This window comes from Pseudomonas sp. TH37 (genome assembly GCF_016650735.1).
Taxonomy (GTDB): Bacteria; Pseudomonadota; Gammaproteobacteria; order Pseudomonadales; family Pseudomonadaceae; genus Aquipseudomonas; species Aquipseudomonas farris.
This window is the reverse complement of record NZ_JAEKFD010000004.1, coordinates 385,059-400,331: the sequence shown is the minus strand read 5'-3', so window position 1 is coordinate 400,331 and position 15,273 is coordinate 385,059. Positions and strand designations below refer to the sequence as shown.

Annotated in this window: 18 protein-coding genes; 7 read left to right on the top strand and 11 right to left on the bottom strand. The window is 60.4% G+C overall.

Annotated elements, in window-relative coordinates; all coding sequences use genetic code 11:
- Window positions 1-34: 34 nt before the first annotated feature.
- Window positions 35-994: a thioredoxin-disulfide reductase gene (trxB, locus tag JFU11_RS13920; RefSeq protein WP_123722030.1), complete on the bottom strand. Its 960-nt coding sequence runs from the start codon at window positions 992-994 to the stop codon at window positions 35-37.
- Window positions 995-1,300: 306 nt separating this feature from the next.
- Here trxB and JFU11_RS13915 point away from each other — a divergent pair, with 306 nt between their 5' ends.
- The 6 genes from JFU11_RS13915 (at window position 1,301) to cysG (ending at window position 8,942) form a co-directional block, all read left to right on the top strand.
- Window positions 1,301-3,706 carry a DNA translocase FtsK gene (locus JFU11_RS13915; protein WP_123722031.1) on the top strand — a complete coding sequence of 802 codons (2,406 nt, stop codon included), beginning with the start codon at window positions 1,301-1,303 and terminating at the stop codon, window positions 3,704-3,706.
- Between the two features lie 68 nt (window positions 3,707-3,774).
- Complete coding sequence (gene lolA, locus JFU11_RS13910; protein ID WP_201060920.1) at window positions 3,775-4,398, top strand: outer membrane lipoprotein chaperone LolA; 624 nt, start codon at window positions 3,775-3,777, stop codon at window positions 4,396-4,398.
- Window positions 4,399-4,554: 156 nt separating this feature from the next.
- Window positions 4,555-5,877, top strand: coding sequence for a replication-associated recombination protein A (locus tag JFU11_RS13905; RefSeq protein WP_123722032.1), 1,323 nt, complete (start codon window positions 4,555-4,557; stop codon window positions 5,875-5,877).
- Window positions 5,877-6,251, top strand: a complete 375-nt coding sequence (crcB, locus tag JFU11_RS13900) for a fluoride efflux transporter CrcB (RefSeq protein ID WP_052967900.1) — start codon at window positions 5,877-5,879, stop codon at window positions 6,249-6,251. The genes JFU11_RS13905 and crcB overlap by 1 nt, the downstream gene beginning before the upstream one ends.
- A gap of 15 nt (window positions 6,252-6,266) precedes the next feature.
- On the top strand, window positions 6,267-7,547 hold the full coding sequence (serS, locus tag JFU11_RS13895; RefSeq protein ID WP_050682726.1) for a serine--tRNA ligase: 1,281 nt from the start codon (window positions 6,267-6,269) through the stop codon (window positions 7,545-7,547).
- On the top strand, window positions 7,548-8,942 hold the full coding sequence (cysG, locus tag JFU11_RS13890) for a siroheme synthase CysG (protein ID WP_052967901.1): 1,395 nt from the start codon (window positions 7,548-7,550) through the stop codon (window positions 8,940-8,942).
- Between the two features lie 125 nt (window positions 8,943-9,067).
- Here the strand turns inward: cysG and JFU11_RS13885 are convergent, their stop codons facing one another.
- The 9 genes from JFU11_RS13885 to JFU11_RS13845 all read right to left on the bottom strand — a co-directional run bounded on the left by JFU11_RS13885 (window position 9,068) and on the right by JFU11_RS13845 (window position 14,061).
- Window positions 9,068-10,075: a glutathione S-transferase family protein gene (locus JFU11_RS13885; RefSeq protein ID WP_201060919.1), complete on the bottom strand. Its 1,008-nt coding sequence runs from the start codon at window positions 10,073-10,075 to the stop codon at window positions 9,068-9,070.
- 90 nt (window positions 10,076-10,165) lie between these two features.
- On the bottom strand, window positions 10,166-11,167 hold the full coding sequence (locus tag JFU11_RS13880) for a glycosyl transferase family protein (RefSeq protein WP_201060918.1): 1,002 nt from the start codon (window positions 11,165-11,167) through the stop codon (window positions 10,166-10,168).
- The gene (locus tag JFU11_RS13875) at window positions 11,164-11,499 is read right to left on the bottom strand and encodes a TusE/DsrC/DsvC family sulfur relay protein (RefSeq protein ID WP_048396941.1); all 336 of its coding nucleotides are present in this window, start codon (window positions 11,497-11,499) and stop codon (window positions 11,164-11,166) included. Before JFU11_RS13875 ends, JFU11_RS13880 begins: the two co-directional genes overlap by 4 nt.
- Window positions 11,496-11,789, bottom strand: a complete 294-nt coding sequence (gene tusB / locus JFU11_RS13870; RefSeq protein ID WP_123722036.1) for a sulfurtransferase complex subunit TusB — start codon at window positions 11,787-11,789, stop codon at window positions 11,496-11,498. The genes JFU11_RS13875 and tusB overlap by 4 nt, the downstream gene beginning before the upstream one ends.
- The gene (gene tusC, locus JFU11_RS13865; protein ID WP_123722037.1) at window positions 11,789-12,151 is read right to left on the bottom strand and encodes a sulfurtransferase complex subunit TusC; all 363 of its coding nucleotides are present in this window, start codon (window positions 12,149-12,151) and stop codon (window positions 11,789-11,791) included. The genes tusB and tusC overlap by 1 nt, the downstream gene beginning before the upstream one ends.
- Before the next feature lies 1 nt (window position 12,152).
- Complete coding sequence (tusD, locus tag JFU11_RS13860; RefSeq protein WP_048396957.1) at window positions 12,153-12,545, bottom strand: sulfurtransferase complex subunit TusD; 393 nt, start codon at window positions 12,543-12,545, stop codon at window positions 12,153-12,155.
- Window positions 12,546-12,741: 196 nt separating this feature from the next.
- A complete protein-coding gene (locus tag JFU11_RS13855; protein ID WP_123722038.1) occupies window positions 12,742-13,446 on the bottom strand; it encodes a YoaK family protein in 705 nt (234 codons plus the stop codon).
- Between the two features lie 28 nt (window positions 13,447-13,474).
- Complete coding sequence (locus JFU11_RS13850; protein WP_123722039.1) at window positions 13,475-13,804, bottom strand: DUF6388 family protein; 330 nt, start codon at window positions 13,802-13,804, stop codon at window positions 13,475-13,477.
- 2 nt (window positions 13,805-13,806) lie between these two features.
- On the bottom strand, window positions 13,807-14,061 hold the full coding sequence (locus JFU11_RS13845; protein WP_008008546.1) for a hypothetical protein: 255 nt from the start codon (window positions 14,059-14,061) through the stop codon (window positions 13,807-13,809).
- 162 nt (window positions 14,062-14,223) lie between these two features.
- On the opposite strand from JFU11_RS13845, the gene JFU11_RS13840 reads away from it, so the two are divergent.
- A complete protein-coding gene (locus JFU11_RS13840; protein ID WP_007904889.1) occupies window positions 14,224-14,574 on the top strand; it encodes a hypothetical protein in 351 nt (116 codons plus the stop codon).
- Window positions 14,575-14,721: 147 nt separating this feature from the next.
- Here JFU11_RS13840 and JFU11_RS13835 read toward each other — a convergent pair whose 3' ends face one another.
- Entirely contained in the window at window positions 14,722-15,144 is a 423-nt protein-coding gene (locus tag JFU11_RS13835; RefSeq protein WP_123722040.1) for a GNAT family N-acetyltransferase, read from the bottom strand.
- Window positions 15,145-15,273: the final 129 nt, after the last annotated feature.

Sequence of the window (15,273 nt, the reverse complement as noted above, 5' to 3'; positions counted from 1 at the left end):
GGGCCGTTGAACCCGCCTTGTAGGAGGTTAACCGTCAAACGGTGGGGATGTCATCGAGATACTTCTCGGCATCCAGCGCGGCCATGCAGCCGGCCCCGGCGGACGTCACCGCCTGGCGGTAAATATGATCGGCCACATCACCGGCGGCGAACACGCCTTCGATGTCGGTGGCGGTGGCATCACCTTCGCTACCGCCCTTGACCAGCAGGTAGCCGTCACGCATTTTCAGCTGGCCCTGAAACAGATCGGTGTTGGGTTTGTGGCCGATGGCGATGAATACGCCGGCCAGCGGCAATTCATTGGTTTCGCCCGTATGGCTGTGCCGCAGGCGGGCACCGGTCACACCGCTGGCGTCGCCCAGCACTTCGTCCAGATTCTGGTTCCAGTGCAGGCGGATATTGCCGTTGGCGGCTTTTTCGAAGAGTTTGTCCTGGAGGATCTTCTCCGAGCGCAGTTTGTCGCGACGGTGAATCAGGTGGACTTCCTTGGCGATGTTCGACAGGTACAGTGCTTCTTCAACGGCCGTGTTACCTCCGCCGACCACCGCGACCACCTGGTTGCGGTAAAAGAAGCCATCGCAAGTGGCACAGGCCGAAACCCCTTTGCCGGCGAAGGCTTCTTCCGATGGCAGCCCCAGGTATTGGGCCGAAGCGCCGGTGGCGATAATCAGCGCATCGCAGGTGTAGGTGCCGCTGTCGCCGATGAGCTCGAACGGGTGCTGTTGCAACTTGGCCGTATGGATGTGGTCGTAAACGATCTCTGTGTCGAAGCGTTCGGCGTGTTTTTGCATGCGTTCCATCAGTACCGGGCCGGTCAGGCCTTCGACGTCGCCGGGCCAGTTGTCGACTTCGACGGTGGTGGTCAGCTGGCCACCTGCCTGTATGCCGGTGATGACCACGGGTTTGAGGTTGGCGCGAGCGGCATAAACGGCTGCGCTGTAACCGGCAGGGCCGGAACCCAGAATGATCAGGCGGGAATGCTTCGCTTCAGTCATAAAAACACCTCATAAGCCTTTGTCACAAAAGAGAATGCATGCTCAAATTGGACCGCGCGTACTGTGCTGTTGGCTATGCTGCACCCAAGGGTCTCAAGCATGGCATCGGGTGAACAAACCCGTACAATGCTCGCTTGTAACAGTGTTTGTATCAAAAAAGCGGTGCGTGCCGTATTTCGAAAAACCGGGGCGCAGTGTTAAAAGTAGTCCCAGTTGCGCCTGTTAACTTTTTTACCTGCCTGGATTGGGCAGTTTTTATAGTCATTCAACAGATGGACGCGCCATGGGCGCAGGAAAAGAAGCGTTTTGAAGAAATCCACCGCAGCACCTAAAACAGTCGTCCCGCTCTGGCGCCAGCAATTGCACTACCGGCTCAAGGAAGGTGCATTGATCGCCATCGGCGCCTTGTGCCTGTTCCTGATGATGGCTTTGTTGACCTACGGCAAAGACGATCCTGGCTGGAGCCATAACAGCAAGATCGACGATGTGCAGAACTTCGGCGGGCCTGCCGGCTCTTACAGCGCCGACATCCTGTTCATGGTCCTGGGTTACTTCGCCTACATTTTCCCGTTGCTGCTGGCGATCAAGGCGTATCAGATCTTCCGCCAGCGCCACGAGCCGTGGCAGTGGAGCGGCTGGTTGTTCTCCTGGCGCCTGATCGGCCTGGTATTTCTGGTCCTGTCGGGTGCAGCGCTGGCCCACATCCATTTCCATGCGGCGACCGGTCTGCCGGCTGGCGCGGGCGGCGCTTTGGGCGAAAGCCTCGGCGATCTGGCCCGGAACGCGCTGAACATCCAGGGCAGCACGTTGTTGTTCATCGCGCTGTTCCTGTTCGGCCTGACAGTGTTCACCGACCTGTCGTGGTTCAAGGTGATGGACGTCACCGGCAAGATCACCCTTGATCTGTTCGAACTGTTCCAGGGCGCGGCCAATCGCTGGTGGGCGGCCCGTATGGAGCGCAAGCAACTGGTCGCCCAACTGCGTGAAGTCGACGATCGCGTGCATGACGTGGTCGCGCCGACCGTCACCGACAAACGCGAGCAGGCCAAGGTCAAGGAGCGCCTGATCGAGCGCGAGCAGGCCCTGAGCAAGCACATGTCCGAGCGCGAGAAACAGGTACCGCCGGTGATTGCCCCGGCTCCGCCCAAACCTGCCGCGCCCAGCAAGCGTGTGGAAAAAGAGAAACAGGCGCCGTTGTTCGTCGACAGCGCCGTGGAAGGCACCTTGCCGCCGATCTCGATTCTCGACCCTGCGGAAAAGAAACAACTCAATTATTCGCCTGAATCCCTGGCGGCCGTCGGCCACTTGCTGGAAATCAAGCTTAAGGAATTCGGCGTCGAAGTCTCGGTGGATTCGATTCACCCGGGCCCGGTAATTACCCGTTACGAAATCCAGCCTGCAGCCGGCGTCAAAGTCAGCCGCATCTCCAACCTGGCGAAAGACCTGGCCCGTTCCCTGGCCGTGACCAGTGTGCGTGTCGTGGAAGTGATTCCGGGCAAGACCACGGTTGGTATCGAGATCCCTAACGAAGACCGGCAGATCGTGCGGTTCTCCGAGGTCTTGTCGACCCCCGAGTACGATAACTTCAAGTCCCCGGTCACCTTGGCCCTGGGTCATGATATCGGCGGCAAGCCGGTCATCACCGACCTGGCGAAAATGCCGCACTTGCTGGTGGCCGGTACGACCGGTTCCGGTAAGTCGGTGGGTGTGAACGCGATGATCCTGTCGATTCTGTTCAAGTCTGGCCCGGAAGACGCCAAACTGATCATGATCGACCCGAAAATGCTTGAACTGTCGATCTACGAAGGCATTCCGCACCTGCTGTGCCCGGTGGTCACTGACATGAAGGACGCCGCCAACGCCTTGCGCTGGAGCGTCGCCGAGATGGAACGGCGCTACAAGCTGATGGCGAAGATGGGCGTGCGTAACCTGTCGGGCTTCAACGCCAAGGTCAAGGAAGCCCAGGACGCCGGCGAGCCGTTGAGCGATCCGCTGTACAAGCGCGAAAGCATCCACGACGAAGCGCCACTGCTGCAAAAACTGCCGACCATTGTCGTGGTCGTCGACGAATTCGCCGACATGATGATGATCGTCGGCAAGAAGGTTGAGGAACTGATCGCCCGTATCGCCCAGAAGGCTCGTGCGGCGGGCATCCACTTGATCCTAGCGACCCAGCGTCCGTCGGTGGACGTGATCACCGGTCTGATCAAGGCGAACATTCCGACCCGTATGGCGTTCCAGGTATCGAGCAAGATCGATTCGCGGACCATCATCGATCAGGGCGGCGCCGAACAACTGCTGGGCCACGGTGATATGTTGTACATGCCGCCGGGCACCAGTCTGCCGATTCGTGTTCACGGCGCGTTCGTGTCCGATGACGAGGTTCACCGGGTGGTTGAAGCCTGGAAACTGCGCGGCGCGCCGGAATACAACGATGACATCCTTGCCGGTGTCGAAGAGCCCGGTAGCGGCTTTGAAAACGGCGGCGGTGGCGGTGACGATGATGCCGAAACCGATGCGCTCTACGACGAAGCGGTGCAGTTCGTACTGGAAAGCCGTCGCGCGTCCATCTCCGCGGTTCAGCGCAAGCTGAAAATCGGCTACAACCGCGCGGCGCGCATGATCGAAGCCATGGAGATGGCTGGGGTCGTGACGTCCATGAACACCAACGGTTCGCGTGAAGTCCTGGCCCCTGGACCGGTGCGCGACTGATCCGGTTTTGAAAGGGGCGGTGTCTTGAGATGCCGCCCGCACTCCCACGAATGTTTATGAGGACTCCCATGCGTCTTATCCGCATGCTGTTGCTGCCGGTACTGGCTTTGACCACGCTCTCGGCCCACTCCGATGACAAGGACGTGGCGCGCCTGACTCAACTGCTGGAAAAATCCCAGACCCTGACCGCGCGTTTCTCCCAGCTGACCCTCGACGGCAGTGGCACCCAGTTGCAGGAAACCGCCGGTCAAATGTCCTTGCAGCGCCCGGGCCTGTTCTACTGGCACACCGATGCGCCGCAAGAGCAGCTGATGGTGTCCGATGGCAAGAAGGTTTCCCTGTGGGACCCGGATCTGGAGCAGGTGACCATCAAGACCCTCGACCAGCGCCTGACCCAGACTCCTGCGCTGCTGTTGTCCGGTGACGTGTCCAAGATCAGCCAGAGCTTCGACATCAGCGCCAAGGAAGCCGGCGGCGTGATCGACTTCACTCTGAAGCCGAAAACCAAAGACACCCTGTTCGACAGCCTGCGTCTGTCGTTCCGCAACGGACTGGTCAATGACATGCAGCTGATTGACAGCGTCGGTCAGCGCACCAATATCCTGTTTACTGGCGTGAAGGCCAATGAGCCGATTCCTGCGTCCAAGTTCAAGTTCGACATCCCCAAGGGTGCCGATGTGATCCAGGAATAAAGAGCAGAACATAGAACCTGTGGGAGCGGGCTTGCCCGCGATGGCGGCATTGCATTCAATATCAATGTTGACTGACCCGACGCCATCGCGGGCAAGCCCGCTCCCACAGGAACTACGCTGTTCAATTCAGGACCCAGTGAGGTTTCATAAGTAGTGATGGACCTGTTTCGCAGCGCCCCGATTGCTCAGCCCTTGGCCGCCCGTTTGCGTGCGGCCAATCTGGACGAGTACGTCGGTCAGGAACACGTGCTCGCTCGCGGCAAGCCTTTGCGCGAAGCGCTGGAGCAGGGTGCCCTGCATTCGATGATTTTCTGGGGGCCGCCGGGGGTGGGTAAAACCACGTTGGCGCGGCTGCTCGCGGAAGTCTCTGATGCGCACTTCGAAACGGTTTCGGCGGTACTGGCCGGTGTAAAGGAAATCCGCCAGGCGGTGGAAGTCGCCAAGCAACAGGCCGGGCAGTACGGTAAACGCACCATCCTGTTCGTCGATGAAGTGCATCGCTTCAACAAGTCCCAGCAGGATGCGTTCCTGCCGTACGTTGAAGACGGCACGCTGATTTTCATCGGCGCGACCACCGAAAACCCCTCGTTCGAACTCAATAACGCACTCCTGTCCCGGGCGCGCGTCTATGTGCTCAAAAGCCTCGACGAAGCAGCCCTGCGCAAGCTGGTGCATCGCGCGCTGACTGAAGAGCGTGGATTGGGCAAGCGGCAACTGACCCTCAGCGATGAGGGTTTCCAGATGCTGTTGTCCGCCGCCGATGGCGATGGCCGGCGTCTGCTCAATCTGCTGGAAAATGCCTCGGACCTGGCCGAAGACAACAGCGAAATCGGCGTCGATCTGCTGCAAAGTCTGCTCGGGGATACCCGTCGACGCTTCGACAAGGGCGGCGAAGCCTTCTACGACCAGATCTCCGCGCTGCATAAATCGGTGCGCGGCTCCAATCCCGATGGCGCGCTGTATTGGTTTGCGCGGATGATCGACGGCGGTTGCGACCCGCTGTACCTGGCCCGGCGCGTGGTGCGCATGGCCAGCGAAGACATCGGCAACGCCGACCCTCGCGCTCTCAGCCTGTGCCTGGCGGCGTGGGAAGTGCAGGAGCGCCTCGGCAGCCCCGAAGGTGAATTGGCGGTGGCCCAGGCAATTACCTATCTGGCCTGCGCGCCGAAAAGCAATGCGGTGTACATGGGCTTCAAAGCCGCGATGCGCAGCGCCACCGAACACGGTTCGCTCGAAGTGCCGCTGCACTTGCGCAACGCGCCGACGAAGTTGATGAAGCAATTGGGCTATGGTGACGAGTACCGTTATGCCCACGATGAACCAGATGCCTATGCTGCGGGCGAAGACTACTTCCCGGACGAGCTCGAACCGCAACGGTTTTATCAACCAGTGCCCCGTGGCCTGGAGCTGAAGATCGGCGAAAAGCTTAACCACCTCGCGCAGCTTGATCGTCTAAGCCCACGGCAGCGGAGAAAATAGTGATTCCATTGATCGTTGCCGTTTCTGTCGGCGGTGTCGCCGGTACGTTATTGCGCTTCGCCACCGGTAACTGGATCAACGCGAATTGGCCGCGGCACTTCTATACCGCGACGCTGGCCGTTAATATCGTGGGCTGTTTGCTGATCGGCGTTCTATACGGTCTGTTTTTGACACGCCCGGAAGTACCGATAGAGGTGCGCGCCGGGTTGATGATCGGCTTCCTCGGGGGGCTGACGACTTTTTCATCCTTTTCACTGGATACGGTGCGCCTGCTGGAAACCGGGCAAGTGCCGCTGGCCCTGGGCTATGCGGCCATCAGCGTATTCGGCGGGCTGCTCGCCACCTGGGCTGGCCTGTCCTTGACCAAACTTTGATAACGAGAAACCGACATGCTCGATTCCAAACTGTTACGTAGCAACCTTCAGGACGTAGCGGACCGCCTGGCATCCCGTGGCTACACGCTGGATGTTGCGCGCATCGAAGCGCTGGAAGAACAGCGCAAGACCGTCCAGACCCGTACCGAGGCACTGCAGGCTGAACGTAACGCGCGCTCCAAGTCCATCGGTCAGGCCAAGCAGCGCGGCGAAGACATCGCGCCGTTGATGGCGGACGTCGAGCGCATGGCGGGTGAGTTGAGCGCCGGTAAAGTCGAGCTGGACGCGATCCAGACCGAGCTGGATTCGATCCTGCTGGGCATTCCAAACCTGCCGCACGAATCGGTGCCGGTCGGCGATGACGAAGAAGGCAACGTTGAAGTGCGCCGCTGGGGCACGCCTAAAGCCTTCGATTTCCCGGTTCAGGACCACGTGGCCCTGGGCGAGAAGTTCGGCTGGCTGGACTTCGAAACCGCCGCCAAGTTGTCCGGCGCCCGTTTCGCCCTGCTGCGCGGCCCGATCGCCCGTCTGCACCGTGCGCTGGCACAGTTCATGATCAACCTGCACATCAACGAACACGGTTACGAAGAGGCTTACACCCCGTACCTGGTGCAGGCGCCTGCGTTGCAGGGCACCGGTCAGTTGCCGAAGTTCGAAGAAGACCTGTTCAAGATCAGCCGCGAAGGCGAAGCCGATCTGTACCTGATCCCGACCGCTGAAGTGTCGCTGACCAACATCGTTGCTGGCGAGATCGTCGATTCGAAATTGCTGCCGATCAAGTTCGTGGCGCACACGCCGTGCTTCCGCAGCGAGGCCGGTGCATCGGGTCGCGACACTCGCGGCATGATCCGTCAGCACCAGTTCGACAAGGTCGAGATGGTCCAGATCGTTGAGCCATCGACCTCGATGGAAGCGCTGGAAGGCCTGACTGCCAACGCCGAAAAAGTCCTGCAACTGCTGGAGTTGCCGTATCGCACCCTGGCTCTGTGCACGGGCGACATGGGCTTCAGCGCGGTCAAGACCTACGACCTGGAAGTGTGGATTCCGAGCCAGGACAAATACCGCGAAATTTCGTCGTGCTCCAACTGTGGCGACTTCCAGGCCCGCCGCATGCAAGCGCGTTTCCGCAACCCGGAAACCGGCAAGCCTGAGCTGGTTCACACCCTGAACGGTTCCGGCCTGGCGGTCGGTCGTACCCTGGTGGCGGTGCTTGAGAACTACCAGCAGGCCGACGGTTCGATCCGTGTGCCTGAAGTGCTTAAGCCGTACATGGGTGGCCTTGAGGTCATCGGCTAAATGGACTATCTGCCGCTGTTTCATAACCTTCGCGGCAGTCGTGTATTGGTCGTCGGCGGAGGGGAGATTGCCTTGCGCAAATCCCGCCTGCTGGCCGAAGCCGGTGCGCTGCTGCGGGTGGTCGCACCTGAAATCGAACCGCAACTGCGCGAGCTTGTGGTTGGCAGCGGTGGCGAGTGCCTGTTGCGTGGCTACGCCGAAACGGATCTGGACGGTTGCGGGCTGATTATCGCCGCCACCGACGACGAACCGCTGAACGCGCAAGTCTCCGCCGATGCCCATCGGCGTTGCGTGCCGGTCAACGTGGTGGACGCGCCGGCCCTGTGTAGCGTGATCTTCCCGGCGATCGTCGACCGTTCCCCATTGATCATTGCGGTGTCCAGCGGCGGCGATGCGCCGGTGCTGGCGCGGTTGATTCGCGCCAAGCTGGAAACCTGGATTCCTTCCACCTACGGTCAACTGGCCGGTCTGGCAGCGCGTTTCCGCACTCAGGTCAAAGGCCTGTTTCCGGATGTGCAGCAGCGCCGGGCGTTCTGGGAGGATGTATTCCAGGGCCCGATTGCCGACCGGCAACTGGCCGGGCAGGGCGCCGAGGCCGAGCGCTTGATGCTGGCGAAAATCAATGGCGAAGCCCCTGTCGCTACCGGCGAGGTTTATCTGGTGGGCGCCGGGCCGGGTGACCCCGACCTGTTGACCTTCCGCGCCTTGCGTCTGATGCAGCAAGCCGACGTGGTGCTGTATGACCGCCTGGTGGCGCCGGCGATTCTGGATTTGTGCCGTCGCGATGCCGAGCGGGTCTACGTTGGCAAGCGTCGCGCCGATCACGCCGTGCCTCAGGAACAGATCAACCAGCATCTGGTGGATCTGGCCAAGGCCGGCAAGCGCGTGGTGCGTTTGAAGGGCGGCGATCCGTTTATCTTCGGGCGTGGCGGTGAAGAGATCGAAGAGCTGGCGGCCCATGGCATTCCGTTTCAGGTGGTGCCGGGCATTACTGCAGCCAGCGGTTGCGCGGCGTATGCCGGGATTCCGCTGACTCACCGTGATTACGCGCAGTCGGTGCGGTTCGTCACCGGGCATCTCAAGGACGGTTCCACCGATTTGCCGTGGGCCGACCTGGTCGCGCCGGCGCAAACCCTGGTGTTTTACATGGGGTTGGTGGGCCTGCCGATCATCTGCGAGCAGTTGATCAAGCACGGTCGCGCGGCCGATACCCCGGCGGCGTTGATCCAGCAGGGCACCACGGTCAATCAGCGGGTGTTTACCGGCACCCTGGCCGACCTTCCACGGCTGGTGGCGGAGCATGAAGTGCATGCGCCGACGCTGGTCATTGTTGGGGAAGTGGTGCAACTGCGCGAGAAATTGGCGTGGTTTGAGGGGGCTCAGGCGCAGGTCTAGAGACCGAGTCGCCTCCATCGCGGGCAAGCCCGCTCCCACAGGGATTTGTGTGATGCAAAAGATTGCAGCTTCACCATATAACCTGTGGGAGCGGGCTTGCCCGCGATGAGGCCCCTTGCTTCAGATCAGAGCTCGGCCTTGCGCCAAACCCCTTTCCCATTCAACCGCGCCCGATCATGAGCCGCAGTGAAATCCTGCGCAGGCCCTTTAGGCACGATCCCGGTCGGATTGATGGTCTTGTGGCTACCGTAGTAGTGATTCTTGATGTGCTCAAAACTCACCGTCTCCGCAATCCCCGGCCACTGATAAATCTCCCGTAGCCAGTTCGACAGATTCGGATAATCGGCAATCCGTCGCAGGTTGCACTTGAAGTGCCCGAAGTACACCGCATCGAAGCGAATCATCGTAGTGAACAGCCGAATATCCGCTTCCGTCAGGTATTCACCCGTCAGGTACCGATTCGCGCCCAGCAATTGCTCCAGCCGATCCAGCTCACCAAACAGTTCGTCGAACGCTTCTTCATAAGCCTGCTGCGACGTAGCAAACCCGGCGCGATAGACGCCGTTATTCACCGCTGGATAAATCCGCTCGTTCAGCGCATCGATCTCGGCCCGCAATGGCGCCGGGTAGAAGTCCAGGTCGTTGCCGGTCAATTCATCAAAAGCGCTGTTGAACATGCGGATGATCTCCGCCGACTCATTGTTGACGATGCGATTTGTCTGTTTGTCCCAGAGCACCGGCACAGTGACGCGGCCGGTGTAGTTAGCGGTATCGGCGGTGTAGCGCTGGTGCATGAAATTGAAGTGATCAAGCTTGTCGCCGGTCGAGCCCAGGCTCTTGTCAAAGGTCCAGCCGTTTTCCAGCATCAACCAACTGACCACCGACACATCGATCAGGTTTTCCAACCCTTTGAGCTTACGCAGGATCAACGTGCGATGGGCCCACGGGCAGGCGAGGGATACGTAGAGGTGATAACGACCAGCGTCGGCGGCAAAACCACCGACACCGGTCGGGCCTGGCTTGCCGTCGGCGGTCAGCCAGTTGCGACGTTGTGCCTGTTCACGCTGGAACGTGCCGTCCTTGCTGCTTTCGTACCACTGATCCTGCCAGCGACCTTCGACTAACAAACCCATGTTCAAAACTCCTCAAGCGATAAGCGTTGGAGAGGAGTCTATGCGCATAGGTTCGAACAAAAAGCGCAAAGGTTGGGCGTTTATGATCGGTTAAATCGATCGGTCCCGGGCGTCCCAGTATTGCTGGGCGGTTTCGAACGCTTGCTCGCGGGTCTGGCCGAGGCCGCGCAACGCCAGGGCCATGGTCGAGATCAACGCCATTTGCGGGTAGCTGTCGACCACATCGCCACGCCACACGGCTTTCAAATGCTCGGGATCCAGGCTCGCCGGTTTGACGTGGCGCTGGGTCGACAGCTGTGGCCATTCTTCATCCCAGCTTTCGCCGCCGGTGGTGCCATACAGGTGGCTGTCGGCGTCTGGATTGATCTCGATTTCACCACCATCGCCCTTGATCACGATGGCGGTATCGCCCAGCAAGCCGCTGGCATCGCGATGTACGGCCTGATAGCCGGGGTGGAAAATGCTTTGCAGACCGCAGCGAGCGCCCAGTGGATTGAGAATTCGCGCCAGGGAATGGATCGGCGAGCGCAGGCCCAAGGTGTTGCGCAGGTCGATCATCCGCTGAAGTTGCGGGGCCCAGTCCACCAATGGCATGAACGCCAGGCCGCCCTGATCGAGCGCAGCGTCGACCTGCTGCCAGTTGCGGCACAGCGGAATGTTCAGCGTCTCGAGCAGTTGTTCGCTGTACAGCCGACCGGCCGTGTGCGCGCCGCCGCCATGCATGAAGATGCGCACGCCGTTCTGGGCCAGGCACTTGGCCGCCAGCAGATACCACGGCAGGTGACGCTTCTTGCCGGCATACGTCGGCCAGTCCAGATCGACCGCCAGCGCCGGTGGATTCAGGCGTTCACGCAAGGCTTCGGTGAACCCGGCCATTTCCTCGGCGCTTTCTTCCTTATGCCGCAATAGCATCAGGAACGCGCCGAGCTGGGTGTCCTCGACCTTGTCGTCGAACACCATGCCCATGGCCTCGCGGGCTTCCTCTCGGGTCAGGTCGCGGGCGCCGCGTTTGCCTTTGCCAAGGATCCGCACGAACTGGGCGAACGGGTGCTCGGCAGGCGTTTCGAGGGTCAATGCTGGAGAGTCGGTCATAAGCAATTCGTCGGTTTGGGCAGGCCCGCCAGTTTCGCGGCGAGTTTGGCAGGGGTGCCTTTGAACAGTCGGTTCAGGTGCAGGCTGTTGCCCTTGTCGGGGCCGAGTTTCAATGCGGTGTACTTGATCAGCGGGCGAGTCGCCGGGGACAGCTGGAATTCGTCGTAGAAACTGCGCAGCAGTTCGAGGATCTCCCAGTGTTCCGGACTCAACTCGATGTCTTCGGCGGCGGCGAGGGCGGCGGCGACTTCGGCAGACCAGTCGCTCAGTTCGACCAGGAAACCGTCCTTGTCCAGTTCAATGGCGCGGGCGCCGACCGTCAGGGATTTCATAGCCAACTGTTGACCTTGTCGTAGTGAATCGACAGTTCGACGAAGGCCGGGTAATCGATGGCCTTGGCCCAATCCGGGACTTCCAGAGCCCGTGCTTGAGCATCTTCGGCCAGCACGAACAGTTTCAGGCTGCGAGCATGCAGGGTGCTGAATGGTGCGGTGCCTGGCTGCAAGGCATAAGCCGCATCGCCACTCAGCAGCAACGCATCGTCCGCGCCGATCACGCGCAGGCAACTGCTCAGGCGATCGTCGCCGAAAGGGGAATGAGACAACACATGCAAAGTCGACATCAGAGGGTGATCACCTGGTCGTAACGGTCAATAAGGGCGGTGATTTCCTGGGCGTCCAGCACCTGGGCTTCTTCAAGCGACAGACCTTTAGGGGCCAGACCTCGGGCAGCAGCGCTTTCACCGCACACGAACAGGTCTTCGACACCAAACATCGGCAAGGCTTGCAGGTTGGCGCTCAGGTCTTTCTGTTGCAACGCCTTGGCGTCCTGTTTCGCGGCTAGCTGGAACACGCCGTCATCGAGGAACAGCAGGCCGATCGGCAGATCGAAGGCGCCGCCGGCCAGCACGATGTCCAACGCTTCCCGTGCATTCGGCCCGGACCACGGTGCCTGACGGCTGATAATCAGCAAGGATTTAGCCATTTCACGCGCCTCCGAAACAGATCAAGCGGTCAGCGTCCTGCACCGCGTCATGCAACTGGCCGAGGCCGGACAATTCCCATGGCGCGCCCACTGCTACCGCTTCACGCTGATAGCGCTGGGCTTCTTCCTCGTTCAACACCCCACGGCGCAGGGCGGCGGCGATGCAGACCACGCCATCGAGTTGATGCTCAGTGACAAAGTTGCGCCATTGCTTGGGTAAGTCCTGTTCATCCTGAGGCGTGACCACGCTGCCGGATGCGTTGTAGACGCCATCCTGATAGAAAAACAGCCGGACAATCTCATGCCCGCCAGCCAGCGCGGCCTGGGCGAACAGCAAGGCCCGGCGCGAGGAGGGCGCATGGGCGGCGGAAAACAGCGCAATGGCAAACTTCATGACGGACTCGATCAGCAAAACTGCGGCCATGATAAAGCTTTATCGGCGGGGCGGCGAAGGGCGTTTACTCGTAGACCGTCATCGCGGGCAAGCCCGCTCCCACAAGTTATGTAGCGAAGCTGCAATCTTTGGCATCACACAAGTCCTTATGGGAGCGTGCTTGCCCGCGATGAGGCCCGAACAGTCAATACAAGATTCAGCGCGGCATATAACCCAACTGCCAACGCCGCGGAATCTTCAACGACAGCAACCCCAGCACCCCCGCCAGCAGCCCGCTGACAAACAGGGCCTTGAGCCCAAGATGATGTTCCAGCAGCGCGCCAAGCACCGCACCGGCAAACATCCCGGCCCACGGTATCAATTGCACCCGCCAGCCATTGCGCCGCTCGCCAAGCATCCACCGCCCCAGCCCACGGCCAAACCGCGACAACGCGCCGGTGACGTAGGTCAGGCCGACCGGCAGGCCGTTCACTTCTTCCACGGCGGCATTGAGCATGCCCATGGCGATGATCGTCGCCAGCAGCGCCGGCAATTGCGTTTCGTAGGGCCAGGCTGCAGCGCCGCAGAGCAGGGTGGCGATGCACAGCAGCAACGGCAACGCCCGCCGGCCACCGAAACGGCTGACGACAATACCCAAGGCGTTGCCGGCGACAAATGTGGCCACGAGGATTACCAGGCGCAGGGTCAGCCCGAGATCGCCATCGCTGATCGCCACGGCCAGACGGGTGGTGTTGCCGCTCATGAAGGACACGAAGTCGCCGCTGGCCATGAAGCCGATGGCATCGGTCATGCCCGCGAGTACCGACAAACCGGCGACCAGCGACAGGCCGATGCGTCCGCGCCATTTATGAGTATGCAGATGCCCCGGCGTGGCCCGGGTGCCTGAAGGAGAAGGCAGCATTGAAGAGGACTTCCTTGAGCAGCGATGATTATTTGGTTAACCCATATAACTCGCAATACTCCAGCCAGTCCATGCCGGCCATCTCCGCGACTTCCTTGTGCACCTCCAGGCGTTGGGCCTGGTAATCCTCAGGCGTGGCGGCAGTCAGTTGCAGCGTCAGCTCCCAGGCAAAAAAACCGAGGCGCTCCGCCTCGGCTTCGAACGCTTCATGCAAGCGCTCGTCGCGGTACTGCGCCACTGTCACACCCTTGGCCTGGGCCAACAGTGGATTCAGGTTGTCCAGTTCGATGCGCAGCTCAGGACGCTCATCGAGAAACTTTTTCAGCGCCTGCTCGTGTTGCTGTTCGGTTGCCGCCATGGTCACTCCTTAGAAGACTGCTTTTTGCTCGCCTTGGCGGCCGCGGCCAGACACTCCAGAGCAAACTGCTCGGGGTAGGTCATCTGGATCGGCGTGGTTTCGCCTTTGACGGTTCTTTCGCCATCGAGAATGTAGCGAATCCGCTTGTCGGTGACGCCAATTCGCTTGGCGATCCAGGAAGGCGTCTGACCGATCTGGCTGATCAGCTTGTCGGCGTATTCAGCGGTCGGTTTGTAGTATTCGGCGTTGGGTGTCATGACCTTTCCAGAAAAATGCGCCCGGAAAAATGGGCGATGCGGCGTTAATGGCGCGACAGGGTGCGCGAATCGTTGCGCGGTGTCGCGGTATAAATGAAGTAAAGCAGAACGATACGCCGCGCCGCGGTGATACAGTCCGCTTTTTCTTGATGAGCGAACGCAATGCGAATTCTGATGGTGGCGCTGGCCGCAACCTTGCTGGCGGGCTGCGCCGGATCGGCGATGAATGACGCCCGCACCAAAACCCCGTACAAAACCCTGACCTCGGACAAACCGGAAAAAGTCGTCGCCCAGTGCGTGCAGTTTGCGTGGCAGGACGAAGCGGTATTTGGCGTCGATGCGGGCGCGTATTTGCAGCCGGGCAAGAAGGGTGGCTCGACGGTCTACACCCGTTCGGCCGAGTCCTTTGTGGACGTGACCACTGATGCCTCCGGTACAGCGTTGAGCTACTACGCGCAGCATGACGATTTTGTCGCCAAGCGCCGTTTGGCGGCGTTGGCGACCTGTTTGTAAGCAGGCACTTCGTGCACCGGTTGTTGGGCAGATGCGGTTCCTGTGGGAGCGAGCTTGCTCGCGATGGCGGTTTGTCATTCGACATTGATATCGACTGATCCGCCGCTATCGCGAGCAAGCTCGCTCCCACAAGGTTTTGCGTTTTAATCAGCCCAAACGCTTCTGAAAAAAGAAGCGCTTGTGGCCCGGCGGGTAGTCGGCAATGTGCCCCAACTCGCTGTAACCGTGCTTCTTGTAAAACTCCGGTGCCTGGAAGTCGAAGGTGTCCAGCCAGATCCCCACGCATTCCTTTTCCCGCGCCAGGTCTTCGGCCATCTGCATCAGCTTCGAGCCCATCCCTTGTCCCCGGGCCAGCTCCGGCACCGACAACAACTCAATGAAAAACCACTGGTAAAACACTCGGCCATAAAGCCCGCCGAGAATCTCGTCGCTGTCATTGCGTACCAGCAAAGCAATCTGCTCCGACACCGTGGCCCCGGCCTTTGAGGCGTTGTAGGCGCGCAGCGGTGTGAGGATCGCCTCGCGCTCCTCCGGAGTGGCATTTTTCGACAATTCGATTCGCAGAGTCATAGGCAACACATCCTTATGGCAGTGAACACGGAGCCTATCCCGGTTGCGGCGATTGTTCTATCCCCCCGAAGCCCAAGGAACCCCCGGGGCTCCGGGAATGTCTAGCGTGAACAGCATCGTTGTTGAAAG

What these genes read in the sequence shown, in the direction of transcription:
- trxB (WP_123722030.1), bottom strand. Translation starts at nt 994, where the DNA reads ATGACTGAAGCGAAGCATTCCCGCCTGATCATTCTGGGTTCCGGCCCT.
- lolA (WP_201060920.1), top strand. Translation starts at nt 3,775, where the DNA reads ATGCGTCTTATCCGCATGCTGTTGCTGCCGGTACTGGCTTTGACCACG.
- JFU11_RS13905 (WP_123722032.1), top strand. Translation starts at nt 4,555, where the DNA reads ATGGACCTGTTTCGCAGCGCCCCGATTGCTCAGCCCTTGGCCGCCCGT.
- serS (WP_050682726.1), top strand. Translation starts at nt 6,267, where the DNA reads ATGCTCGATTCCAAACTGTTACGTAGCAACCTTCAGGACGTAGCGGAC.
- cysG (WP_052967901.1), top strand. Translation starts at nt 7,548, where the DNA reads ATGGACTATCTGCCGCTGTTTCATAACCTTCGCGGCAGTCGTGTATTG.
- JFU11_RS13885 (WP_201060919.1), bottom strand. Translation starts at nt 10,075, where the DNA reads ATGGGTTTGTTAGTCGAAGGTCGCTGGCAGGATCAGTGGTACGAAAGC.
- JFU11_RS13880 (WP_201060918.1), bottom strand. Translation starts at nt 11,167, where the DNA reads ATGACCGACTCTCCAGCATTGACCCTCGAAACGCCTGCCGAGCACCCG.
- JFU11_RS13875 (WP_048396941.1), bottom strand. Translation starts at nt 11,499, where the DNA reads ATGAAATCCCTGACGGTCGGCGCCCGCGCCATTGAACTGGACAAGGAC.
- tusB (WP_123722036.1), bottom strand. Translation starts at nt 11,789, where the DNA reads ATGTCGACTTTGCATGTGTTGTCTCATTCCCCTTTCGGCGACGATCGC.
- tusC (WP_123722037.1), bottom strand. Translation starts at nt 12,151, where the DNA reads ATGGCTAAATCCTTGCTGATTATCAGCCGTCAGGCACCGTGGTCCGGG.
- tusD (WP_048396957.1), bottom strand. Translation starts at nt 12,545, where the DNA reads ATGAAGTTTGCCATTGCGCTGTTTTCCGCCGCCCATGCGCCCTCCTCG.
- JFU11_RS13855 (WP_123722038.1), bottom strand. Translation starts at nt 13,446, where the DNA reads ATGCTGCCTTCTCCTTCAGGCACCCGGGCCACGCCGGGGCATCTGCAT.
- JFU11_RS13850 (WP_123722039.1), bottom strand. Translation starts at nt 13,804, where the DNA reads ATGGCGGCAACCGAACAGCAACACGAGCAGGCGCTGAAAAAGTTTCTC.
- JFU11_RS13845 (WP_008008546.1), bottom strand. Translation starts at nt 14,061, where the DNA reads ATGACACCCAACGCCGAATACTACAAACCGACCGCTGAATACGCCGAC.
- JFU11_RS13840 (WP_007904889.1), top strand. Translation starts at nt 14,224, where the DNA reads ATGCGAATTCTGATGGTGGCGCTGGCCGCAACCTTGCTGGCGGGCTGC.
- JFU11_RS13835 (WP_123722040.1), bottom strand. Translation starts at nt 15,144, where the DNA reads ATGACTCTGCGAATCGAATTGTCGAAAAATGCCACTCCGGAGGAGCGC.